Below are 25,343 nucleotides of genomic sequence, written 5' to 3' on the forward strand. Positions count from 1 at the left end.
GTAAAGGAAAAGTGGTGAATAAAATGGGCGCAATGAACGCAGAAGAAATGAAGAACTACAAAGGCGTATTTGTCTTTGCACAGCAGGTAGATAATAAGTTAAGTGGTATTTCTTTCGAGCTTATCGGCGAAGGAAAGAGACTGGCAGAGAAGCTTGATGAGCAGGTAACTGCAGTCCTTATCGGTTCAGACGTTAAGGGTCTTGTAGATGAGCTTGCAGAGTACGGCGCAGATAGAGTTATCGTTGTTGACGATCCAGAGCTCAAGGAGTACAGAACTGAGCCATATGCACACGCACTTGCATCAGTTATCAATGAGTACAAGCCAGAGATCGTTTTAGTTGGTGCTACAGCAATCGGTAGAGATCTTGGTCCAACAGTTTCAGCAAGAGTTGCTACAGGTCTTACAGCAGACTGTACATTACTTGAGATCGGTGATTTCCCTCTTGTTGCACTTCCAAATCAGGAGCAGAAGCACAATCAGCTTCTTATGACACGTCCTGCATTCGGTGGTAACACAATCGCTACAATCGCATGTCCTGACAACCGCCCACAGATGGCTACAGTTCGTCCAGGTGTTATGCAGAAGCTTGACAAGGTAGCTGGTAAGAAGGCAGAGGTTATCGAGTACAATCCAGGATTCGTACCTAACAACAAGTATGTTGAGATTCTTGAGATCTCAAAGGCTATCTCAGATATCAAGGATATCATGGATGCTAAAATCCTTGTTTCAGGTGGTCGTGGAGTTGGTTCAGCAGAGAACTTCAAGCTCCTTGATGATCTTGCAGAGGTACTTGGTGGACAGGTATCATGCTCACGTGCAGTTGTAGATTCAGGCTGGAAGCCAAAGGAGCTTCAGGTTGGTCAGACTGGTAAGACAGTTCGTCCACAGGTATACTTCGCAATCGGTATTTCAGGTGCTATCCAGCACGTAGCTGGTATGGAAGAGTCAGACATCATCGTTGCTATCAACAAGGATGAGGATGCTCCTATCTTTGATGTAGCTGACTATGGTGTAGTTGGAGATCTCAACAAGATCGTTCCAGCTCTTACAGAGGCTATCAAAGCAGAGCTTGCTAATAAGTAATTAACAGCTTGTTTGTCATATAGATAATTTTAGATTATCAATTATAAGTTCCCCTCTTGGATTTGATATTCAAGAGGGGGATTTTTTGAGCTGTATGGTGGTCTGAATTGTAGAATCGTTTGAATTGCATAGGGCTGTTGCAGGATGAATTCAGGTACGGAATGATTTGTGTGCGGCTACGTGAGGGTTGTGTTGAGGATATACTTGCGAAAAATTATGTGCTGTTTTTTATTGAGTGTCCGTTTTCATTACTAGGGATACTCTGCTCGATGATGAGTGAATAGCATTATTAGTGAGCTATAAATGAATTGATGATTGTAAATGTGAATATATGGGTCCAATATACGAGTCGGTGAATTGAGTCGATGAGAAATCGATAAATCGAAAATTAGAAATCAGAAAATAGAGATCGAAAATCAAAATACAAGTGTATTGTAAATAATACAAAAATAATGTAATATTAATTAGTTTGAGTATAGTAGATAAAGAGAGTATGCATGTGAGGATAAGTGCAAGTGAAGATAAGTGTGTGTGAGGATAAGCACAAATGGCAGGTATAGTACATTATGCACAGCAGGAGCATGCAGAGGAGAGGTACATATGAAAGAGAAAGACAGCGTCGAAAATAATGAAAAATCACCTGATAACAGAAAAAAATCTGGTGAGAAAATAATATCTGATAATAAAACAATATCTGCTAATGGAAAGGCGTTCGCAGGTGAGAGCAGAGAAAATAAGATGGGTGTGATGTCTGAGGGAAAGCTTCTGATGTCAATGTCACTTCCTATGATAATTTCCATGCTGTTCCAGGCTATGTACAATGTTGTGGACAGTGTGTTTGTGTCAAGATTCAGCATGGACGGACTTACGGCTGTGTCCACGGCATTTCCGATACAGAATCTGATGATAGGAGTTTTCTCGGGACTGGGAGTTGGCTTTAATGCGTTTATATCCAAGGCACTTGGAGAGAAGAAATTTGACAGGGCAAATGAAGTTGCCAGACAGGGAATATTCCTTGAGGCGATAGGATATGTGATATTCCTGATAATAGGTTTATTCTTTGCAAGGACATTCATGGAAAGTCAGACGGGGGATGCACGGGTAATCCAATATGGAACAGAGTATCTCAAGGTGTGCTGCTGTTGTGCTTTCGGTATAGCTTTCCAGATGACATTTGAGAGATTGCTGCAGTCCACGGGACGTACAATGTACAGTATGATAACCCAGATACTCGGTGCTGTCATCAATCTTATACTTGATCCTATAATGATATTTGGTCTTCTCGGATGTCCACAAATGGGAGTAAAGGGTGCTGCCATTGCAACTGTATGTGGACAGTGTATAGCCGGAACTCTTGCTATGATATTTAATATCAAGAAGAATCCGGATCTCCATATAACACTCAGAAGATTCAGGCCACATGGCGAGATAATTGGTAAGATTCTCAGCGTAGGTGTGCCGTCGGTTATCATGGTTGCAATAGGTTCTGTGATGAATTATTTCCTGAATCTGATACTGTACTCATTCTCGAAATTGGCCGTTGCAGTGTTCGGAGCGTATTTCAAGGTGCAGAGTATGGCATTTATGCCTGTATTCGGATTGAACAACGGAATGATACCGATAATTTCATACAACTACGGAGCGCAGAAACCTGACAGAATGAAACGCACCATGAAGCTTGGTGTGATGGTCGGTTGTTCCATTATGGTATTCTGTCTTGCTATCATGCAGGTATTTCCGGGACAGATACTTAAAATATTTGATGCCACAGATGAGATGCTGTTGATGGGTATACCAGCGGTCAGGATCATGAGTACAGCGTTTATATTTGCGGGATTTTCTGTCACATGTTCGGGAATGTTTCAGGCTGTAGGAAAGGGCGTGTACAGTATGATAGTGTCTATGGCGAGACAGCTTTTTGTCATACTTCCTGTGGCATATTTCCTGTCGAAAGCAATGAACAGTGTGAATGGTGTGTGGGCAGCGTTCCCTATCGCAGAGGTTTTCAGTGTGATCATATCGACGATCTTTCTTCTCAGGGTCTATAAGAAAATAGTAAAGCCTATGGAAAGCGTCCAAAGAGATTAAGAGACGAAGATAATGAGATATGATGAGAGCATAATAATATATACATAGCACGTGGCATTTGTATAGTGGTAGAATACTATATAGTAATATAGTTTCGTGTGATGAATGCAGTGTTGCATTTGTCATTGACAAGTGACAGAAAAGGTAATGGAAAGAGAGCGAAAATGGGAAAGTTAATATATATGGATCATGCAGCGACGACGGCGGTGAGACCTGAAGTGCTCGACGCCATGTTGCCTTATTTTACAGAAAAGTTTGGAAACCCTTCAGGCGTATATACATTTGCATCGAGAAATAAGGATGTGATAAATGTGGCGAGGGATATAATTGCTGATTCGCTTGGCGCAAAGCCTGAGGAGATCTATTTCACGGGCGGTGGTTCGGAATCGGATAACTGGGCTTTAAAGGCTGTAGCGGAAGCCTTTCAGGATAAGGGAAAACATATAATTACGACCAGGATAGAGCACCATGCCATTCTTCACACATGTCAGTATCTGGAGAAGAGGGGCTTTGACGTGACATATCTGGATGTGGATGAGAAGGGGATGGTTGATCCTGACAGGCTGGAGTCGGCGATAAGACCGGATACGATCCTCATCTCGGTTATGGCTGCAAACAATGAGATAGGAACCATAGAGCCGATAAGCAGGATAGGAGCTATTGCGCATGAACATGGCATTCTATTCCACACGGATGCGGTTCAGGCGTATGGACAGATACCACTGGATGTAAATGCCATGAACATAGATATGCTCAGCAGCAGCGGACATAAGCTTAATGGCCCGAAGGGAATCGGGTTTCTGTATATACGGAGCGGAATAAAGCTTGGAAGCTTTATCCACGGAGGCCAGCAGGAGCGAGGAAGACGTGCCGGAACAGAGAATGTACCGGGGATTGTAGGAATGGGCAAAGCTGCGGAGCTTGCGATGCTCTCAATGGAAGATCGGATGAAGCAGGAGACAGATATCAGAGATCATATGATACACAGAATTTTATCGGAGATTCCTTATTCCAGACTGAACGGACATGACAAAGACAGACTTCCGAACAATGTAAATGTCAGCTTCCAGTTCGTTGAGGGCGAGACGATCCTCATCATGCTCGATATGGCGGGCATATGTGCTTCTGCCGGTTCCGCATGTACATCGGGTTCTGTTGATCCCTCCCATGTGCTGACAGCTATAGGGCTTCCGAAGGAGATATCCCATGGTGCGGTCAGACTGACTCTGGGATATGAGAACACCATGGATGAGGCGGATGCGGTGGTAGATAATCTCAAGAGAATCGTGGAAAATCTCAGAAAAATGTCACCTGCGTATCAGGATTTTGCCAGGAGAAACATGTAAATTACACAAGATATAACTATGTATAAAGAGGGAAAAAATTTGGTCGATACAGATAAGAAGACAGTGTGTGTTGGTATGTCAGGCGGAGTCGACTCGTCGGTTGCCGCACTTTTGCTCAAGGAGCAGGGCTACAATGTAATAGGAGTTACCATGCAGATATGGCAGGATGAGGACAGGGACGTGGTGAGTGCCCATGCCGGATGCTGCGGACTTTCTGCTGTGGATGATGCCAGGCGTGTGGCATCGCAGCTCGATATTCCGTATTACGTTATGAATTTCAAGGAAGAATTCAAGAAGTACGTAATAGACTATTTTGTGGACGAATACAAATGCGGAAGAACTCCGAATCCATGTATTGCATGCAACAGATATGTAAAATGGGAGTCTCTGCTTACGAGATGCATGGCCATCGGGGGCGATTATATTGCTACGGGACACTATGCAAGGATCATACAGCTTCCAAATGGCAGATATACTCTCCAGGAGGCCAGGGGAATAGAGAAGGATCAGACATATGCTCTCTACAATCTCACCCAGGAGCAGCTCGCCAGGACACTCATGCCGGTTGGAGAGTACAGCAAGCCTGAGATCAGAAAAATTGCAGAGGACCACAGACTTATGGTGGCTCACAAGCCGGATAGCCAGGATATATGCTTTGTGCCAGATGGAGATTACGCCGGTTATCTTGAGAATGAAGCAGGACTTAAGGCGGTTCCGGGAGATTTTGTAGACATACATGGCAATGCGATCGGAAGACATAAGGGAATCATACACTACACCATAGGACAGAGAAAAGGACTTGGACTTGCGATGGGGCATCCGGTATTTGTGGTGGACATCATACCTGAGACAAATCAGGTTGTTATAGGAGAGAACGGAGATGTATTTTCAGAAAGGCTGATATGCAACAGACTGAACTTTATGTCCATAGAGGATCTCACGGAGCCAATGCATGTCAAGGCGAAGATCAGATACAATCATAAGGGAAGTATGTGTACCATCAGAAAGATAGATGAAGATCTGGTAGAAGCAGTATTTGACGAGCCGGTAAGAGCTGTGACAAAGGGACAGGCTGTAGTGTTCTATGAAGATGATCATGTGCTTGGCGGAGGAAGCATCTGTTGACAGGGTTTTACAAAGGGTGATGGTCTGACATAAGGAGATTTCGTATGGGTGATACAGGCAGAGAAGTTTTGCGCAAAGACGTCAAAGTGCGTGGATGGATATTGTTTGGTATCTTTTCAGTGATTTTTGTTTTTATGATAATCACTATATGCTCCATGATACATAATGGAGAGTTTGAATTGAATAGTTTCACAGGGCCATTGATTTTTCTGACTGTAATTTCGGTTATATGCATATGGGATGGCATTAGGATTATACGGACTCCGGAGAAGTTGCTCAACCGAGAGAATAAAAATCATGGTGGCAGTGTGTTTGAAATGGCAGACAAATTGTATGGTGATATTATCTATGAGAATAAATACATTATGGCTTCACATGAGGTTATCGCATCAAAGACAATGAGATACAACCTTGCGTACAGATGGGATGTGTATCTTATAACATATGTATATACGAGTATGCGAAGAGGCAAATTGGAATATTACTGTATGTATACTGGAAATCATGAAAATAATGTATATATTAATTTAAGAGGACTTGTGACCGGAAAGAGAAAAAAGAAAGTCCTTGACATGCTCCTCAGTTATTGCCCAAATGCGATATATGGTGATCTGGATGGCGCCGGAGGCGATTATCTTGAAAAAATGAGAAAAACAGACATTCATGATATACCACATAGTCCGTACTATACAGGAAACAATACATAATGAGATATGAAACAAATAGAGCAGTCAGGTGACTGCCGGAATTGAATTTACGGTATAAAAAAGATGGAACATATAAGCCATTGAACTGGCGTATGTGTTCCATCTTTTTATATTTATAAGTATATAAATTGATATTTTGCAATTTTTTTTTACAGCGGATTGAATTCTGGCTTTCTGTTCTTGAATGTACAGTAGTATCTGTAGCCGAGTGATGTGAGGGCATCCCTTGCATATGTCTCAAAATCATAGCACAGATATTCGGGCTTGTGTGCATCAGATCCCACTGTGATGATCTCGCCACCCATATCCTTGTAGAGTTTCAGGATATCCATGTGAGGATGTGCGTAACTCATATTCTTGTACAGGCTTCCGGTATTGATCTCTATACCTTTTCCCTTTGGGATGATTATTTTGAAAATCTGTTCAAGCACATCATTATAATCTGCCATCCTAAAGATCTTCTCGCCTGATGGGCAGTATCTTACTACGTAGTCAAGATGACCATATACGTCAAAGTCATCTATCAGAGTCACATTCTCAAGAATGGACTCAAAGTAATCACGTATACCTTCTATCTCTGTACGTCCCTCATAGTAAGCTGGATAGTATGGGTCGAGGCCCCTGACAAGGTGTGATGATCCTATGATAAAGTCCAGTTCATTTTTGTATTTATCAGCAATGTCCCTTGCCTTGCCGGCAACCGTATTCATGAGACCGAGTTCCACGCCGCTTCTCACGTCAATCCGATCTCCGTATCTGTGTCGTATTTCGTCTATCGCAGCAAAGTACGAATCGAAATCAAGTTGGAAGTCAAAACCGTCCTCCGGATTGATAGGAAAGTCTATATCGTGGTGATCTGTCAGACAGATCTTTGGAATTCCAAGTTGTATTGCCTTCTGGATTATACTGTCCAGTGGAGCGGAAGAGTCGCTTGAGAACTCCGAATGTATATGCGAATCACAGATGATCATTTTCTGTATACCTCCGTTTATAATCATTGCGTTTCATATTATAACATAAAACACTGAAAAAAATATATAAAGTAAAGCTGTTGAGTAATCTTATTATTATCAAATTGTAGTAGAAACATTTTTTCTATAGCCTCAGCCCATTAGTATAATTTGTAAAAACAAATTTGTCTATTTTGGATAGATGATAACTAAAAAAATGAGATTAAGGCTTGAAATTTATACCTAAAGAATGTATGATTAGCTTGTGTATTTAACACGATTTATTTGCTACGTTCCCGCGTAGCAGATTGATAAATACTTTTATTATATTTCAAAAACCTAGGAGGAATAAAAAATGGCAGTAAAAGTAGCAATTAACGGTTTTGGACGTATTGGTCGTCTTGCATTCAGACAGATGTTCGGTGCAGAGGGTTATGAAGTTGTTGCAATCAACGATTTAACAAAGCCTTCAATGCTTGCAGATCTTCTCAAGTACGATACAGCACAGGGTGGATACTGTGGCAAGATCGGTGAGAACCTTCACACAGTTTCAGCTGATGATGAGGCTAACACAATCACAGTTGATGGTAAGACTCTTACAATCTACAAGGAGGCAGATGCAAACAACCTTCCTTGGGGTAAGATCGGTGTTGATGTAGTTCTTGAGTGTACTGGTTTCTACTGCTCAAAGGAGAAGTCAATGGCTCATATCAACGCAGGTGCTAAGAAGGTTGTTATCTCAGCTCCAGCTGGTAATGATCTTAAGACTATCGTATTCTCAGTTAACCAGGATACATTAACAGCTGATGATCAGATCATCTCAGCAGCTTCATGTACAACTAACTGTCTTGCACCAATGGCTAAGGCTCTTAATGACTATGCTCCAATCCAGTCTGGTATCATGTCAACAATCCACGCTTACACAGGTGATCAGATGATACTTGACGGACCACACAGAAAGGGCGATTTAAGAAGAGCTAGAGCAGGTGCTGCTAATATCGTTCCTAACTCAACAGGTGCTGCTAAGGCTATCGGTCTTGTTATCCCAGAGTTAAATGGCAAGCTTATCGGATCAGCTCAGAGAGTTCCAGTTCCAACAGGTTCAACAACAATCCTTACAGCAGTTGTTAAGGGTGCTGATGTAACAGTTGATGGAATCAACGCTGCAATGAAGGCTGCTGCTTCAGAGTCATTCGGTTACAACACAGATCCAATCGTTTCATCAGATGTTATCGGTATGAGATATGGTTCATTATTTGATTCAACTCAGACAATGGTATCAAAGATCGCTGATGATTTATATGAGGTTCAGGTTGTTTCATGGTATGACAATGAGAACTCATACACAAGCCAGATGGTTAGAACAATCAAGTACTTCGCAGAGTTAGCATAAGTTATTTCAAGCTATAATTAGCTTTTATAATGTAAGCTCATTTAAAAGTATTTATTAGACCTAATAGAGGGTCCGGTCTCCAAGGACCGGGCCCTTTTTTCTTCGTAGGAAGCAATTATGCGTTTCTATGTTCCCGCATAAGAGCGGGTAGGTAGCTGGGCAGAGGACAACTTATAGTTTTCTGTTCTATAACATTATTTAGGAGGAATTAGAAATGTCATTAAACAAGAAATCAGTAGATGATATCAATGTTAAGGGCAAGCGCGTGCTTTGCAGATGCGACTTCAATGTACCATTAAAGAACGGAGAGATCACAGACGAGAACAGACTCGTTGCAGCTCTTCCTACTATCAAGAAGCTTATCGCTGACGGTGGAAAGGTTATCCTTTGTTCACACCTTGGAAAGGTTAAGACTGAGGAGGACAAGCAGACTAAGACCCTTGCACCAGTTGCTAAGAGACTTACAGAGCTCCTTGGACAGGAGGTTAAGTTTGTACCAAGCCTTGAGGTTGTTGACGACACAGTTAAGGCTGCAGTTGACGCTATGAAGGACGGAGATGTAATCCTTCTTGAGAATACACGTTTCAGAGCTGAAGAGACAAAGAACGGAGAGGCTTTCTCTAAGGATCTTGCAAGCATCTGTGATGTATTTGTAAATGATGCATTCGGAACAGCTCACAGAGCTCACTGCTCAAACGTTGGTGTTGCTGGACTTGTTGACACAGCAGTAGTTGGTTACTTAATGCAGAAGGAGATCGACTTCCTTGGCAATGCAGTAGAGAACCCAGTTAGACCATTTGTAGCTATCCTCGGTGGTGCTAAGGTTGCTGACAAGCTCAATGTTATTTCAAACCTTCTTGAGAAGTGTGATACACTTATCATCGGTGGTGGTATGGCTTACACATTCCTTAAGGCTAAGGGATATGAGATCGGTAAGTCACTTGTAGACGATTCTAAGATCGATTACTGCAAGGAGATGATGGCAAAGGCAGAGAGCCTTGGCAAGAAGCTTCTTCTTCCAGTTGATACAGTTATGATCGAGGATTTCCCTAACCCTATCGACGATCCAAGCATCAAGACAGAGGTATTTGACGCTGACAAGATGCCTGCAGACAAGGAAGGCTGCGATATCGGACCTAAGACTATCGAGCTTTACTCAGACGCAGTTAAGACAGCTAAGACAGTTGTTTGGAATGGACCTATGGGTGTATTCGAGAACCCTGTACTTGCAGCCGGTACAAAGGCAGTTGCAGCAGCACTTGCTGATACAGATGCTACAACAATCATCGGTGGTGGAGATTCAGCAGCAGCAGTTAACCAGCTTGGTTACGGTTCAAAGATGAGCCACATCTCAACAGGTGGTGGAGCTTCACTTGAGTTCCTTGAGGGTAAGGAGCTTCCGGGCGTAGCAGCAGCTAACGACAAGTAATTTGTATATCACTGAGATATAAAGATTATACTGGTGGGTGCCGGTTCAGGCCGGTACTCATCAAAAAATACAAATATAAGAGGTAGATTACAATGGCAAGAAAGAAGATTATTGCAGGTAACTGGAAGATGAACAAGACTCCTAGCGAGGCTGTTGAGCTTGTTAACCTGTTAAAGGACTTAGTAAAGAATGATGACGTAGATGTAGTATACTGTGTACCAGCTATCGATATCGTACCAGTTGTTGAGGCAACAAAGGGAACAAACGTAGCTGTAGGTGCAGAGAACATGTACTTCGAGGAGAGCGGAGCTTACACAGGCGAGATCTCAGCAGCAATGCTTGTTGATGCTGGTGTTAAGTACGTTATCATCGGACATTCAGAGCGTCGTGATTACTTTAAGGAGGATGATGTTCTTCTCAACAAGAAGGTTAAGAAGGCATTTGAGGCTGGTATCACCCCTATTCTTTGCTGTGGTGAGTCACTTGAGCAGAGAGAGCTCGGTGTTACTATGGACTGGATCCGTCTTCAGATCAAGTCAGATCTCGCTGGCGTAACAGCAGATCAGGTTAAGTCAATGGTTATCGCTTACGAGCCAATCTGGGCTATCGGAACAGGTAAGACAGCTACATCAGATCAGGCACAGGAAGTATGTAAGGGAATCCGTGATCTCATCGCTGAGATCTACGATACAGATACAGCTGAGGCGGTAAGAATTCAGTACGGCGGTTCTATGAACGCTGGCAACGCTGCTGAGCTCCTTGCAAAGCCAGACATCGACGGTGGTCTTATCGGCGGTGCTTCACTCAAGGCTGATTTCGGTCAGGTTGTAAATGCCGGAAAGTAATTTTAAACAGGCCAAAATATATTAGTTTTAGATTAAATCTGATATAGAATATTGAAAGGGATTATCAAGTGCTTTATCACAAGGTAATCCCTTTTGTTTACGCTTAGAAAAACAAGGAGGTATATTTCAGGAACTAAGTATTGTTTTTATGAAATGGGGTTTGCCTTAAATTTATATTTCTATAGCTCGCAGGTGTTAGACCAGTATGTAATCTGAACTGTTCGGTAAAATAACTCTGACTTGGAAATGCGAGAGTCTGTGCTATCTGGGCAGGGCTATAATCAGAGTATATGAGCATGTTCCTTGCAGTATCAAGTTTTAGCATTTTTATATAATGTCCGATATTATCTCCGGTCTCTTTTTTGAACAGCCTTGACAGGTATGACGGGGTGAGATTGACACGTTTTGCCAGAAGTTCAACAGTGATCCTAGTATGCAGATGATCGTATATGTAGTCTATGCACTCTGCGACCGGTTTGGAGCATATGGAATTTTTCTTAAGGTTTCGCATTTTTTTTGCATAGTCGATGCACATGAACGCATGTAATTCAGATATATCCTCCACAGACTTCATTGTATCTGACTTTTTTATATAAAAATCACTGAGATTGTAAGCAGTTGCCACATCGAGACCACCTTCAATACAGTATCTTGCAACAAGGGCTGTTGTTATGACAAAATGATATCTTATGTTGTTGACCGGCTTTTCAGATAGTAAGCCGAGTCCTTTTTTATCCTTAAGTGGTGAGGCTTTACACAATTCTTTAACCTGTTCTATATCTCCATTTTGTATTATTGAGTAAAATTCAAGTTCAGGGTTATAGGGCGCTCTATTGGTTGAATCTTCGCGTCTTATAAATTCCTGGTAGAATATTTCCTTTGAGTATTTCATATGTGTATAAATCCTTTCCAGTAAATTGTGTCAGGGTAAAAATTTATATGTTATCAAAAGTTTATAAAAGTCTTACTTTACAACTCCTCTATAATATATCATGTAAACTATATAAAAAGCAATAAAACGATATATGGCAAATGTATAAGATGTTATTATCAAAATACTTTATAAAGATGCGACGTCGTAAATATTATTATTTTATTTTTGGAGAGGAGTATTTTATGAGAAGGTTAAAACAGCTTGTGGCTATGATACTTGTAGTTTGTATGTTGATCACTCTGTGTCCATCAGACGTTAGTGCTAGAACATCAAAAGCTGCGGTAAAGTCTGTAACTGTGACAAATCTTGTCACAAATAAACTTGTACTAAAAAAGGGTACAAAGTTTCGGGTGAAACCTAGAGTTGTAGTTACAGGTAAGATCAGCAAAAAAGTAACATATGTATCATCAAATAAGAAGATAGTTACAGTAGATAACAAGGGTGTTGTCAAAGCGGTAAAATCAGGAAAAGCGGTTGTAGCAGTGAAGAGTGCTGCAAACCCAAAGGTAATGTATAGGTTTAATGTTTATGTTGGGGTTCCTACGAAGACTGTTAAATTGTCTGCAAAGGCTGTGAACATGTTTAAAGGAACCAGCAGGACGTTAAAAGCTTCAATTGCTCCAAAGAATGCCACATATAAGAGAATTCAGTGGTCATCATCAGATAAAAGAATAGCAACAGTTTCCTCGAAAGGTGTTGTAAAAGCAGTTAAGGTTGGAAGAGTATATATAACTGCGAAGGCTATGGATGGAAGTGGCAAATATGCAAGATGTAAGATTACAGTAAAACAGCCAGTTACTTCTATCAAGCTTTCAGCGGCAACACTCACTATCACAGAGGGAAGCAGTAAAACTCTTACAGCTACTGTCGCTCCTGCATCGGCAACCAACAAGACGTTAAGTTGGACATCGAGCAATAAAAAGATTGCAACGGTTTCAGCAAAAGGCGTTGTGAAGGCTATAGCACCAGGTACAGCTACAATCACAGCAAAAGCTGCTGACGGTTCAGGAAAGAAAGCAACATGTAAAGTGACTGTAAATAAGAAGGTGACTGTAGAAAATAAATACGAGTCGCAGGGGTATAAACTTTTATGGCATGATGAATTTGACGGAACAGAGCTCAACCGTGATATTTGGAATGTTGAACTCCATGAGCCTGGCTGGGTCAATAATGAGCTTCAGTCATATGTTGATTCTGAAGATAATATAAAAGTCAAGAATGGCACACTTATTATAAGCTCAAAGAAAAAAGTGAATGAGGATGGTTCTATATCATATACATCGGGAAGAGTAAACACACAGAATAAGCAGGATTTCAAGTATGGCAGAGTACAGTTCAGAGCAAAGGTACCTACAGGTAAGGGCTATCTTCCTGCAGCATGGATGATGCCTACAAATGAGAGTCTGTATGGACAGTGGCCTAGATGTGGTGAGATAGATGTGATGGAGGTTCTTGGAGACAATACATATACAACCTATGGAACGATTCACTATGGCAATCCGCATTCAGAGTCACAGGGAAAATATACACTTTCAAATGGAAAGTCATTTGCGGACAGCTATCATGTATTTACATGCGACTGGGAGCCTGGAAAAATTACGTGGTATGTAGATGGAGTTAAGATGCATGAGGAAAATGACTGGTATTCTACAACTGCCGGAAAAGGTACAGTTACTTATCCGGCACCGTTTGATCAGCCATTCTATGTAATACTCAATCTTGCAGTTGGCGGCAATTGGCCAGGAAATCCGGATGCAGATGCAGATTATATTAACAGTGAGAGCTTATATGTTGATTATGTGAGAGTATACCAGAAGGAGTCTTATGACGAAAATGTGACAAAGCCAGAGCGTGAAGTTATAATTCGTGATCCGGATGAAAATGGCAATTATGTAATAAATGGTGATTTTAGTGAGACCGAGGATCTGGGAGATGCAGAAAACTGGATTTTTATGGCGCAGAATGGCGGCGAAGGAACAGCGGTCATCGAGAACAATACAATCAACATAAATACAATTGATGCAGGAACGGTTGATTACAGCATACAGTTGGTACAGCCTGATATTCCTGTAGAAAAAGGTGCCACATACAAGCTTTCATTTGATGCGTGGGCGGATGAGGCGAGAACAGGCATAATTGATGTCTCAGCGCCAACCAGATCATGGGGAAGATATCTTAAGGATACAAAATTTGATATGACAACAGAGAAACAGACATTTGAGTATGAGTATACGATGACTGATTCATCTGATGACAAGGGAAGAATAGAATTCAACTTCGGCAATCAGGGAAGCGTGGCTGGTGTACATATTGCAAATGTAAAGCTGGTAAAGACAAATCAGACTGAGATAGTTGACAAGAAGACGATCCTCGCTGATGGAAACCTAGTTTACAATGGAGAATTTCAGGAAGGAACAGGAAGACTTGGATATTGGACAGTCAGCAACAATTGCGGTGCTGAGTATAAGGTGACAGGTCTGTCTGACGGAAGAAGATTTTCATACAAGTCATTGGATGAGAGTATAGATGGCAACTTCGTATTATCACAGGATGAGCTTGCGTATGCCCCAAATACAAAGTATGTACTTAAATTTGATGCTGAGACTGCAACTGAGGGAAAGAATATAATTATCACTACAGGAGATTCAAAGTTTGCTGTAACTCTGGATAAAGGAATTAAGAATTATGTTTACAAGTTTGAGACCGGAGAAGAAGTGACTGACAGTTCAATCAGCATTGATTTTGGTAACAGCGGGGAAGTTCTGTTAGACAATGTGAAGATAATGCAGGATTCACTTCTTCTCAATGGGAACTTTTCAGCAGATTTTGCTGGATATGATGTGTATATAGACAGCAGTGCGGATGCAGAGTCTGTTGTGGACAGCCAGAAGGAGGACAATGCTGCTGACTTCACAATAAAGAATTCAGGTGACCAGAACTGGAAGATACAGCTCAAGCAGAATAATATCAAGCTTGAGAAAGGACAGTGGTACAAGCTTTCATTTGATATAAAGAGCTCTGTGTCGAGAACTGTTCAGTATGCGATACAGAGGGATGGAAGTACACATAAGGATAGTACAGGTGCAGAGGACTGGACACCGTATGTTCAGGAGACAGTAAAGCTTGATGCATACGATCAGGCTGATCAGAAATATATGACTGTTTCAAACACATTCCAGATGGCCTGTGACACAGACGAAGAGAGTATTTTCAATATTGCACTTGGCGCAGGCGGAGAAAATGGTTCGGCAATTACTGATCAGCATAGAATCTGTATTGACAATATTGTCCTTGAAAAGACTTCAGCTCCAGAGATAGATGTGCCTGTAGGCAAGAATCTTATCACAAATTCAGAATTTGAGATGAGTGAGGATGGTAGCCTTGCTGGTTGGGAAAATGCAGTAACTGCTCCTGGAGATGCCACATTTGAGGCTGGAGATGGAAAGATCACATACAGTGTTGAAAACGTGGGTGAGGCAGACTGGAACATCCAGCTTAAGCAGATGGGATTATCTCTTGAGCAGGGCGAGTCATATACTCTTAAATGTACATTGGTTTCTGATGTTGATAGAGTTGTGAAGGTTGCTGTTATGACTCCTTCAGCCGGATATGCATGGCATGGCGGTGAAGATGTAGTTCTTACAGCTGGTGAGGCTAAGGATGTAACACTCACAATTACACCTAAGGAAGAAGTTTTCACAGATGGTATCACTGTTGATACAGGTGCCGGATTATTCTTCTCAATGGGATATGTTGAAGGATACACACTTGGAGCACATACAGTTTCTATATCAAATGTATCATTTGTAAAAAATTAAATTTGACCCCTAAAAATAATATATACCCTTAGGCAGCGGCGGATCGTCGCTGCCTTTTTCATTGTGGCCATAGCAGGATTTTGGTGAATTTTTAAATGATTTGACAGTCAGAATGGGTGTTTGTATGATATAATGAGCATTGCGACGGATGCGCTTGCGCAAGCCGTCATAATGCGAATGCCTGCATGGAGCCGGTAGGCGACATGTTAAAATAAAACATGATTTTCCCCAAATAATAATGAAAGGATAAAATGGTATATAAATTTATGAAAAAACTTATCTCATGGAACGTAAATGGAATAAGGGCATGCGCCGGTAAAGGCTTCATGGACTTTTTTAACAGCATAGATGCAGACATATTCTGTATACAGGAGTCCAAGATGCAGGAGGGACAGCTCACACTTGATATGCCAGGATATTATCAGTATTGGAACTATGCGGATAAGAAGGGATATTCAGGTACGGCTATTTTCACAAAAGAGAAACCTTTGAGTGAAACAAAAGGTATAGGCATAGATGAACACGACCATGAGGGTCGTGTCATAACACTTGAATATGAGAACTTCTACATGGTGACTGTATATACACCAAATTCACAGAACGAGCTTGCAAGGCTTGATTACCGGATGAAGTGGGAGGATGATTTCAGAGCATATCTGAAAAAGCTTGAGGAGAATAAGCCTGTTATAGTGTGCGGCGATATGAACGTGGCTCACAATGAGATAGATCTGAAAAATCCAAAGACAAACAGGAAGAATGCGGGATTTACTGATGAGGAAAGAGAGAAGATGACGGTGCTTCTAGATGATGGCTTCATCGACACATTCAGATATTTTTATCCGGATCAGGAAAATATCTACTCATGGTGGTCGTACAGATTCAAGGCAAGGGAGAAGAATGCAGGTTGGCGTATCGACTATTTTCTCACATCTGAGAGTTTGAAGGACAAGCTTGTCGATGCCAAGATACACACTGATATCATGGGATCTGATCACTGCCCGGTTGAACTGGATATTGACCTGTGATTTGAGTTGGATTTGAACTTGAAAAATAGGCATTATATAAGTATAATCTCAAATGAGTGAATTATGATTAAGAGGCATTTAGCCGGAATAAATAAAAAGGAGAAAAATTATGAGTAAGAAACCAGTAGTTTTAATGGTCCTCGACGGATATGGTCTCAGTGACAAGACAGAGGGTAATGCAGTAGCACTTGCAAAGACACCTGTTATGGACAAACTTATGGCTACAGCACCATTTGTGCAGGGCGCAGCTTCAGGACTTCCTGTAGGACTTCCAGACGGTCAGATGGGCAATTCAGAGGTAGGTCATATGAATATCGGCGCAGGCCGTATCATATATCAGGAGCTTACAAGAATCACAAAGGCAATCGCTGATGGAGATTTTTTTGAGAACGAGGAGATGCTTGCTGCAATAGAAAACTGCAAGAAGAACAATTCAGATCTTCATCTCTGGGGACTTCTCTCAGATGGTGGTGTTCACAGCCACAATACACACCTTTATGCGATCCTTGAGCTCTGCAAGAAGCAGAACTTTGAGAACGTATACGTTCATCCATTCTTCGATGGAAGAGATACACCGCCTGCATCAGGTAAGGGATACCTTGAGGAGCTTATCGCAAAGATGAAGGAGATTGGTGTAGGTAAGGTTGCATCTATGTCAGGCCGTTACTACGCAATGGACAGAGATAACAGATGGGACAGAGTAGAGCTTGCATACAAGTCACTTGTAACAGGTGAGGGCGTTCAGGCTGAGGACCCGGTTGCAGCTATGCAGGAGTCATATGACAAGGAAGTATATGATGAGTTCGTTCTTCCTACAGTAATCACAGAGAATGGTAAGCCTGTATCACTTGTTAAGCCAAATGATTCAGTTATATTCTTTAACTTCAGACCAGACAGAGCCCGCGAGATCACCAGAGCATTCTGCTGTGATGATTTTGATGGATTTGAGAGAGCAAATGGCCGCATGCCACTCACATATGTATGTTTCAAGGACTACGACGAGTCAATACCTAACAAGCTTGTAGCATTCAAGAAGGAAGAGATTGACAACACATTCGGTGAGTACCTTGCAGCTAAGGGCCTCAAGCAGCTCAGACTTGCTGAGACAGAGAAGTATGCTCATGTAACGTTCTTCTTCAACGGCGGTGTTGAGGAGCCTAACAAGAACGAGGACAGAATCCTTGTAAAGTCACCTGCTGTAGCAACATATGACCTTCAGCCAGAGATGAGTGCTCCAGAGGTAAGCGAGAAGCTCAATGCAGCTATCCTTGGTGGCGAGTATGATGTGATCATCATCAACTTTGCAAACCCTGATATGGTTGGTCATACAGGTATTATCCCAGCAGCTATCCAGGCTGTAGAGACAGTTGACAAGTGCGTTGGCGCTGCTGTAGAGGCAATTGATAAGGTTGATGGTGTTCTCTTTATCTGTGCTGATCATGGTAACGCAGAGCAGATGATCAACTATGAGACCGGTGCTCCACATACAGCTCATACAACTAACCCTGTACCATTTATCCTTTACAACTATGGTGAAGATGTAGAGCTTCGTGAGGGCGGATGTCTTGCAGATATCGCACCTACACTTCTTGAGGTTATGGGACTTCCTCAGCCTAAGGAGATGACAGGTAAGTCACTTATCGTAAGAAAGTAATAAAAGATGATGTGCGATGAGCGATGACAGCAAATGTAGATATATGTCATATCAATCATGCGAGAAACAATAAATAAAAGATACGGCACCGAATTATAATATAAGTTTGTTATGATCGGTGCTGTATTCAGTTGGGAGGATACATATGAAGAAGTTTTTGGAAGAGTTTAAGGAGTTTGCCCTTAAGGGAAATGTGATGAGTCTTGCAATCGGTGTTATCATTGGTGGAGCGTTCCAGTCATTGGTTACATCTTTTACAGACTGTTTCATCACACCAATAATCAACAGTATCGGTGGAGCAGAGATTGGTGGACATTTTCAGATATTCCATACAGGACAGTATATCGAGTATGGAGCGTTTATTTCAGCAGTTATCAACTTCATAATCATGGCATTTGTTATATTTGTCATCATGAAGGGAATCAATGCGATCATGGATCTTGGTAAGAAGAAAGAGGAGGCAGCTCCTCTCACAAGAAAGTGCCCATACTGTATGGGGGAGATAGATATCAAAGCAACAAAGTGTATGCATTGTACATCTGATGTACCTCCTGCCCAGGAGTAGATCAGGTCTGACCTGGATCAGTGCCGGCGTAGGGATACATACAGCATAAAAAAAGCGGCTGTGCCTTATGGTATGGCCGCTTTTCGTCAAAAAAGATTAGCAGATAAACAACAGAGTATATATAAAGGAGATAGAAAAACATGATAAAAGAGTGCCTTGAAAATGTGAGAAAGAATGTACCTCTGGTACACAATATAACAAACTATGTAACTGTAAATGATGTGGCAAATGTCATTCTGGCGTGCGGTGGAAGTCCTATCATGTCGGATGATGAGGGTGACGTGGAGGATATCACAAGTATATGTGGTGGTCTGAATATCAACATAGGAACACTTAACAAGAACACTATTCCATCAATGTACCTGGCAGGGAAGAAGGCAAATGAACTTGGACATGTTGTACTTCTCGATCCTGTTGGAGCAGGAGCAAGTAAGCTCAGAACTGATACGGCTGTTGGACTTATGAAGGAGATTAGATTTGATGTTATAAGGGGAAATATCTCTGAGATCAAAACTCTGGCATATGGTTCCGGCAGCACAAAGGGTGTTGATGCCGATGTGGCAGATGCGGTTACGGAGGATACGCTTGATAATGCAGTGGCATTTGTCAAGAAGCTATCTGCTGAAACGGGATCTATCATAGCTGTAACAGGCGCAATAGACCTTGTTGCGGACAGCGAGAAATGTTATGTAATCAGAAACGGCCGTCCTGAGATGGGTAAGATCACTGGAACAGGCTGCCAGCTCTCAGGAATGATGACAGCATATGTTGTGGCAAATCAGGACAACAAGCTTGAGGCTGCTGCAGTGGCTGTCATGGTCATGGGACTTGCTGGGGAGATCGGTTATTCCCATCTGCAGGCATTTGAGGGAAATTCAACATACAGGAACAGGATAATCGACGCCATATACAATATGGACGGGGATACACTTGAACAGGGCGCAAAGTTTGAAATCAGATAATTGACGGAAGTCTAATAATTGCCTGGATCTGCATCAGATCGGGATCGAAACATATAGGAAGGACGGATAGTATGATAAATTGCAGTGAGAAAGAGCTCTTGCTCTACGCAGTAACTGACAGACACTGGCTTGGTGAAGAGACTCTGTATGATCAGGTAAAGAAGGCACTTGACGGCGGTGCAACATTTGTACAGCTCAGGGAGAAGAAGCTCGACAGAGAAGACTTCCTCGCTGAGGCGAAGGAGATACAGAAGCTTTGTAAGGAATATGGAGTTCCATTTGTCATCAATGACGAGGTTAGCATAGCAAAGGATATAGATGCTGACGGTGTACACGTGGGACAGAGTGATATGGAGGCCATGGACGTCAGAAAGATACTCGGCCCTGACAAGATACTTGGAGTGTCTGCACAGACTGTCGAGCAGGCGATTATAGCGGAAAAGCACGGCGCAGATTATCTTGGTGTAGGAGCAGTGTTTACAACAGGTTCAAAGGATGACGCGGACGATGTGAGCCATGAAACTCTCAAGGCTATTTGTGAGGCGGTGTCCATACCGGTCATTGCAATAGGCGGCATAACAAAGGATAATGTGGCCGAGCTTGCGGGCTCCGGAATATGCGGTGTGGCAGTTATAAGTGCCATATTCGGACAGAAGGACATACAGAAGGCCACAGAGGAGCTCAAGTTTTCTGTAGAGAATATGCTTGATGCCTGACTAAATATATGATATAGAGGTGTACATGAAAAAAATAGTTATCAGTGATATAAAAGGTGCGATATTTGATATGGATGGGGTTCTGCTTGACTCTATGCCTATGTGGGATCATGCCGGAGAGATGTATCTGGCGGGGCAGGGGATACAGGCAGAACCTGATCTTGAGAAGGTGCTTTTCACCATGACCATGATGAAGGGCGCAGAATATATGCAGGAACACTATGGACTTGAACTCAGCGCGAAGGAGATTATAGACGGTATCAATGAGACTGTGCGCGATTTCTATGCAAATAAAGTTGAGCCGAAGTCAGGTGTGCCTGAACTGCTGAGGTTCTTAAAGAGATATGATATCCCGGTCACTGTTGCAACATCCACAGACAGATGCCATGTTGAGGCAGCACTTGTGCGGACAGGACTTATGAAGTATGTTGACAGGATATTTACATGTTCTGAGGTGGGCGTGGGCAAGGCAGCCTCACCTAAGATATATGAGATGGCGGCTGAGTTTATGGGAACTCCGGCTTCGAATACATTTGTATTCGAGGACGCATATCATGCGGCGGAGACAGCACAGAACGGAGGATTTGTTGTGGTCGGTCTCTTTGACGAATCCAGCAGGGACAGACAGGGAGATCTTATAGCACATTGTGATCATTATTTTAAGAGTATGGATGACATGCTGCGCAGTATAAATTCTGACAGAAGCCGTCTTGTGCCGGTCCTCACCATAGCCGGAAGCGATTCCTCAGGTGGCGCAGGTGTACAGGCGGATCTCAAGACCATGCAGGCAAATGGCGTATTTGGTATGAGTGCGATCACAGCCCTCACGGCTCAGAATACCACAGGAGTGACTGCTATCATGAACGTTATCCCTGATGTACTTGGCGCTCAGATAGATGCGGTGTTTACCGATATACGGCCGAAAGCGGTCAAGATAGGAATGGTATCTGTTCCTGAACTTATTGATGTGATAGCTGACAGACTTGCCAGATACAATGCGGAGAATGTCGTGCTTGACCCTGTGATGGTGGCGACCAGTGGTGCTAAGCTTATAAGCGATGATGCGGTGGAGGTCATGACCGGTAAACTGTTCCCACTTGCAAAGCTCATAACGCCAAACATACCTGAGACTGAGGCGCTCACTGGGATATCGGTGAAGAGCGTAGCTGATATGGAGAATGCCGCCAGATGTATATACGGAAAGTATGGCTGCGCTGTCCTTGTAAAGGGTGGACACAGCATAAATGATGCAAATGATATGCTTTTTGACGGAGAGAATATCACCTGGTTTTCGGGTAAGCGTATTGATAATCCGAATACACATGGCACAGGATGTACGCTTTCAAGTGCGATCGCTTCAAATCTCGCAAAGGAATATGATGTAAGTGATTCAGTCAGAATGGCCAAACAATATATATCCGGTGCCCTGGCGGCCATGCTGGATCTGGGATCGGGCAGTGGACCGCTGAATCATGGTTTCGATATACGAAGTAGGTATATGTTATAAATCAGTATGTAAAAGTTAGAAATTCTTTCATTAAAAATTTTTAATCTATATAGTATTTTCACAGATTGTGTAGTATTATATTAAAACTAAATAATCTGGAGAAGAATACGATGGAGAAAAAACAGAGAAAACAGCTCGTTATTCAGATGCTTACAGCGGGCATTATCACATTCTGCCTGCTGTGGCTTCTGTTTTATATAAAAAAGTATGTGCCGTTCGGAGTACATTCACTCGCATCCAAGGATGCTGATTTTCAGTATCTTGATTTTCTGGCATATCTGAAGGATGTATTTGACGGCAAAAATAATATAGATTATTCTTTCAGCAAATCTATAGGAGGGGCCTGCATAGGAGTATTCAGTTACTATCTTTCCAGCCCGTTCAATTTATTGCTGTTGTTATTCGACAAATCCCAGCTTGTATTGTTCGTACATGTGATCATAACGTTAAAGCTTGCCTGTGCGGCGGCGACATTTGCATTTTATCTCAACAGGAGATTTGAAGAGTGGAATGATGGTTCTGTGAAAAAGCAGGCACTTATCATTTTTCTGGCGGTGAGCTATGCAGTGAGTCAGTATGGAATCGCCCAGGCATGTAATATAATGTGGCTTGACGGCTTCTATATGTTACCGCTCATAATGCTGGGCGTGTACAGAGTGGTTAACGGTGGCAGGCCTGTTATGCTTTCCGTATCAGTTGCATTGGCAGTTCTGTTCAACTGGTATATGGGCGGAATCAACTGTGTATTTGCCTGTTTCTGGTTTTTGTTTGAATTTGCATATTTAAGATTGTACAGTGGGGATACTAAGGCTGAGAAGACTGTCATAAAGGATTTTGCCGGAAAACTTGGACGGTTTATATATTCAATGCTGGCGGGAGTTCTGATCAGCGGGGTGTTGTTCCTTCCGACGATAGGTGCGATGCGTTACAGTGTAAGAGGAAGTCTTGATTTCGGCTCTCTGCTCGACATGTCATTTATCGGTGATGTTTCATCTGTGATAGACGGATATTCGCTTGGCGCACAGAGTCAGAAGGGAAGCGTGTCTCTGTACTGCGGATGTCTGGCGCTGATAGGATTTATTGGAATCTTCATCGGTAAGAAACACAATGTAAAGCAGAAGATATTAGCATTTGTCACGCTTGTGGTAATGCTGCTCATGTTTTACTGGAATCCATTGTGCATGGCATTTTCTCTGTTCAAAGAGGTTGGATCATATTGGTACAGATATTCACATGTTGGAATATTCTGCATATTATTCTTTGCCGCTGAATTTTTCCTCTCGGAGGATCTGAATGCTGTAAAATGGCGGGTTATCATTGCAAGTGTGATATTCAGTGCGGCTATGCTTTGTGTAAACTATCTGCATGGAGTCCAGGATAACAAACTTGTATGGCTGACCGATGCGCTTATTGTAGGGGTAGCCGTTTTGATAGCACTCATAAGCAGGCTTTCGAAAAACGTAGGAGCCGGAAGAGTGTTCGGAATTATATTTACGGTCATTCTGTGTGCAGTGCTGACTGTTGAGACAGGATACAGCGTGATGTTGCAAATGGACAATATCCATATCGACAACGGTGAGAGTTTTGTTGAGTATGAGACGGCTATGGAAGGCCTTATAAATGATCTGAAAGAATATGATTCCGATACATACAGGATCAGCCAGACCAGATCAAGGGCGACAAGATCACTCGAAAAAAAGAAAAACAATAATGGCAAAGATACGGATGATAATTTTAAATATAAGAACAATGTCAGAGCAAATTATGACGAGTCGTTTGGTTATGGGTATTGGGCGATAGGATCGTATGTGTCAACCGCTGACAGCACAGTGCTGAACTTCCTTGTGGACACGGGATACAGGAGCGAAGGCGATAACCTAAGTGTTGTCAACATGCCGGTGCTTGGAACTGATTCACTGCTGGGAGTCAGATACATCGTATCTGATTATGCTCTGGAGGGCATGAATAAAGTAGAGGATATTGCAGACAATGCAAATGGAGCCGGTGTATACGAGAACCCATACAGCCTGCCTATGGCATTTGTATATGATTCAGGCAAATATACAGCGGCAAAATATAATGGCAATCCATTTGAATATCAAAATGAGCTCTACAGCGAGCTGCTCGGCAGAAAGGTTGAGATCTATAAGCCTTTAAAGTACGAGACGGTTGTAAGTAAAGCGAAGAAGCGTGTATACAAGATGGAGATCCCGGAAGGTAATTACATCGCTTATGGCAATATCCCATGGAACAGTCTGTTTAATGCAAAGCTGAATGTCAATGGAATATACAGGATCGGATATGCCAGATGGCTTTCGCCGTCAGTGTTCAATATTCCTGTAAATGAGGATCGTGATTACTACAAGGTTGTGCTTCACTCAAAGCAGAAGCTAGATCTGGATGATGGAGCAGAGCAGTTTTATGTTCTTGATCTGGATTTGCTGAAAAGCATAGCAGAGGAGCTTGAGAAATATACCCCTGATGTGATGGATATAGAAAATGGCAGCGCAGAAATTGTTGTAAATGCCAAGGAAGGACAGAGTTTATTCACATCTATTCCTTACTGTGATGGTTGGACAGTCAAAGTTAACGGCCAGAAGGTACAGCCGGATAAGGTGGTAGACAGCCTGTATTCTATAAGTCTTGTTGAGGGTGAGAATGTTGTTGAGATGAAATTCCATGTGAAATATGCAGGCGCAGGTATTGCCTGTTCGATAATAGGTATCGCAATGCTGGTATTTGCGGAGTTTTACAGAAAACGAAGAAAATAGTTATTGAATATATTATTTTGTTGTGTTATTATGTTTCAAGTTGGTGTTAAAATTATACACACACCATTTTTTCGGAAACGGAGGTGTTAAGATGCTGAAGACAATATTAATGGTAATTTATGTTATAGTATGTATAGTATTAGCAATAGTGGTTCTTTCACAGGAAGGAAAGGATGCGAGCCTTACAAGTTCCATATCAGGAGCAGGCGGCGGATTTGACAATTCCTACTGGAGCAAGAATAAGGGAAGCTCAAAGCAGGAGATACTTAAGAAGATAACAGCAGTTCTCACAGTTCTCTTCTTTGTACTTGCATTACTGCTTGACTCAAAGCTTTTCAACTAATAATGATTTCTGATGCTTACATATATTAACTGATATATGTAAGCATTTTTTTGCTCATTATGCAATGTATTTGTGCGGTA

General features: G+C 42.2%; 19 protein-coding genes. 17 read left to right on the top strand and 2 right to left on the bottom strand.

Features of this window, described 5'->3' with window-relative positions; genetic code table 11:
- Positions 1-23 precede the first annotated feature (23 nt).
- The 5 genes from ARA78_RS02540 to ARA78_RS13820 all read left to right on the top strand — a co-directional run bounded on the left by ARA78_RS02540 (position 24) and on the right by ARA78_RS13820 (position 6,351).
- Positions 24-1,085, top strand: a complete 1,062-nt coding sequence (locus ARA78_RS02540; protein ID WP_015535002.1) for an electron transfer flavoprotein subunit alpha/FixB family protein — start codon at positions 24-26, stop codon at positions 1,083-1,085.
- 600 nt (positions 1,086-1,685) lie between these two features.
- The gene (locus ARA78_RS02545) at positions 1,686-3,173 is read left to right on the top strand and encodes an MATE family efflux transporter (protein WP_055272913.1); all 1,488 of its coding nucleotides are present in this window, start codon (positions 1,686-1,688) and stop codon (positions 3,171-3,173) included.
- Positions 3,174-3,337: 164 nt separating this feature from the next.
- Complete coding sequence (gene nifS / locus ARA78_RS02550; protein WP_055144345.1) at positions 3,338-4,519, top strand: cysteine desulfurase NifS; 1,182 nt, start codon at positions 3,338-3,340, stop codon at positions 4,517-4,519.
- Between the two features lie 18 nt (positions 4,520-4,537).
- The gene (mnmA, locus tag ARA78_RS02555) at positions 4,538-5,644 is read left to right on the top strand and encodes a tRNA 2-thiouridine(34) synthase MnmA (RefSeq protein WP_055144347.1); all 1,107 of its coding nucleotides are present in this window, start codon (positions 4,538-4,540) and stop codon (positions 5,642-5,644) included.
- Between the two features lie 317 nt (positions 5,645-5,961).
- Positions 5,962-6,351 (top strand): hypothetical protein, encoded by a 390-nt coding sequence (locus ARA78_RS13820; RefSeq protein WP_055272917.1) that lies wholly within the window; start codon positions 5,962-5,964, stop codon positions 6,349-6,351.
- A 149-nt stretch (positions 6,352-6,500) separates the two neighbouring features.
- Here ARA78_RS13820 and ARA78_RS02565 read toward each other — a convergent pair whose 3' ends face one another.
- Positions 6,501-7,322 carry a histidinol-phosphatase HisJ family protein gene (locus ARA78_RS02565; RefSeq protein WP_022216403.1) on the bottom strand — a complete coding sequence of 274 codons (822 nt, stop codon included), beginning with the start codon at positions 7,320-7,322 and terminating at the stop codon, positions 6,501-6,503.
- A gap of 334 nt (positions 7,323-7,656) precedes the next feature.
- On the opposite strand from ARA78_RS02565, the gene gap reads away from it, so the two are divergent.
- The 3 genes from gap (at position 7,657) to tpiA (ending at position 10,968) form a co-directional block, all read left to right on the top strand.
- Positions 7,657-8,694, top strand: a complete 1,038-nt coding sequence (gene gap / locus ARA78_RS02570) for a type I glyceraldehyde-3-phosphate dehydrogenase (protein WP_004852921.1) — start codon at positions 7,657-7,659, stop codon at positions 8,692-8,694.
- A gap of 214 nt (positions 8,695-8,908) precedes the next feature.
- On the top strand, positions 8,909-10,123 hold the full coding sequence (locus ARA78_RS02575) for a phosphoglycerate kinase (protein ID WP_022216404.1): 1,215 nt from the start codon (positions 8,909-8,911) through the stop codon (positions 10,121-10,123).
- A 92-nt stretch (positions 10,124-10,215) separates the two neighbouring features.
- Positions 10,216-10,968: a triose-phosphate isomerase gene (gene tpiA / locus ARA78_RS02580; protein ID WP_004852916.1), complete on the top strand. Its 753-nt coding sequence runs from the start codon at positions 10,216-10,218 to the stop codon at positions 10,966-10,968.
- Between the two features lie 133 nt (positions 10,969-11,101).
- Here tpiA and ARA78_RS02585 read toward each other — a convergent pair whose 3' ends face one another.
- Positions 11,102-11,860, bottom strand: coding sequence for a helix-turn-helix domain-containing protein (locus tag ARA78_RS02585; protein WP_055279933.1), 759 nt, complete (start codon positions 11,858-11,860; stop codon positions 11,102-11,104).
- Between the two features lie 224 nt (positions 11,861-12,084).
- Here ARA78_RS02585 and ARA78_RS02590 point away from each other — a divergent pair, with 224 nt between their 5' ends.
- The 9 genes from ARA78_RS02590 (at position 12,085) to secG (ending at position 25,263) form a co-directional block, all read left to right on the top strand.
- Positions 12,085-15,720: a carbohydrate binding domain-containing protein gene (locus ARA78_RS02590; protein ID WP_055144352.1), complete on the top strand. Its 3,636-nt coding sequence runs from the start codon at positions 12,085-12,087 to the stop codon at positions 15,718-15,720.
- 266 nt (positions 15,721-15,986) lie between these two features.
- Entirely contained in the window at positions 15,987-16,745 is a 759-nt protein-coding gene (locus ARA78_RS02595) for an exodeoxyribonuclease III (RefSeq protein WP_055144946.1), read from the top strand.
- Positions 16,746-16,854: 109 nt separating this feature from the next.
- On the top strand, positions 16,855-18,399 hold the full coding sequence (gpmI, locus tag ARA78_RS02600; protein WP_015534994.1) for a 2,3-bisphosphoglycerate-independent phosphoglycerate mutase: 1,545 nt from the start codon (positions 16,855-16,857) through the stop codon (positions 18,397-18,399).
- A 145-nt stretch (positions 18,400-18,544) separates the two neighbouring features.
- Positions 18,545-18,964, top strand: a complete 420-nt coding sequence (mscL, locus tag ARA78_RS02605; protein ID WP_015534993.1) for a large conductance mechanosensitive channel protein MscL — start codon at positions 18,545-18,547, stop codon at positions 18,962-18,964.
- 140 nt (positions 18,965-19,104) lie between these two features.
- On the top strand, positions 19,105-19,926 hold the full coding sequence (thiM, locus tag ARA78_RS02610; protein ID WP_055144359.1) for a hydroxyethylthiazole kinase: 822 nt from the start codon (positions 19,105-19,107) through the stop codon (positions 19,924-19,926).
- A gap of 71 nt (positions 19,927-19,997) precedes the next feature.
- Positions 19,998-20,642: a thiamine phosphate synthase gene (gene thiE / locus ARA78_RS02615; RefSeq protein WP_201858981.1), complete on the top strand. Its 645-nt coding sequence runs from the start codon at positions 19,998-20,000 to the stop codon at positions 20,640-20,642.
- A 25-nt stretch (positions 20,643-20,667) separates the two neighbouring features.
- Entirely contained in the window at positions 20,668-22,149 is a 1,482-nt protein-coding gene (gene thiD, locus ARA78_RS14430; protein WP_082423590.1) for a bifunctional hydroxymethylpyrimidine kinase/phosphomethylpyrimidine kinase, read from the top strand.
- Positions 22,150-22,259: 110 nt separating this feature from the next.
- Complete coding sequence (locus tag ARA78_RS02625; protein WP_055279934.1) at positions 22,260-24,920, top strand: YfhO family protein; 2,661 nt, start codon at positions 22,260-22,262, stop codon at positions 24,918-24,920.
- 91 nt (positions 24,921-25,011) lie between these two features.
- The gene (gene secG / locus ARA78_RS02630; RefSeq protein ID WP_015534991.1) at positions 25,012-25,263 is read left to right on the top strand and encodes a preprotein translocase subunit SecG; all 252 of its coding nucleotides are present in this window, start codon (positions 25,012-25,014) and stop codon (positions 25,261-25,263) included.
- The last annotated feature ends 80 nt before the right edge of the window (positions 25,264-25,343 follow it).

This window comes from Coprococcus eutactus (genome assembly GCF_001404675.1).
In the GTDB taxonomy this organism is placed as follows: Bacteria; Bacillota; Clostridia; order Lachnospirales; family Lachnospiraceae; genus Coprococcus; species Coprococcus aceti.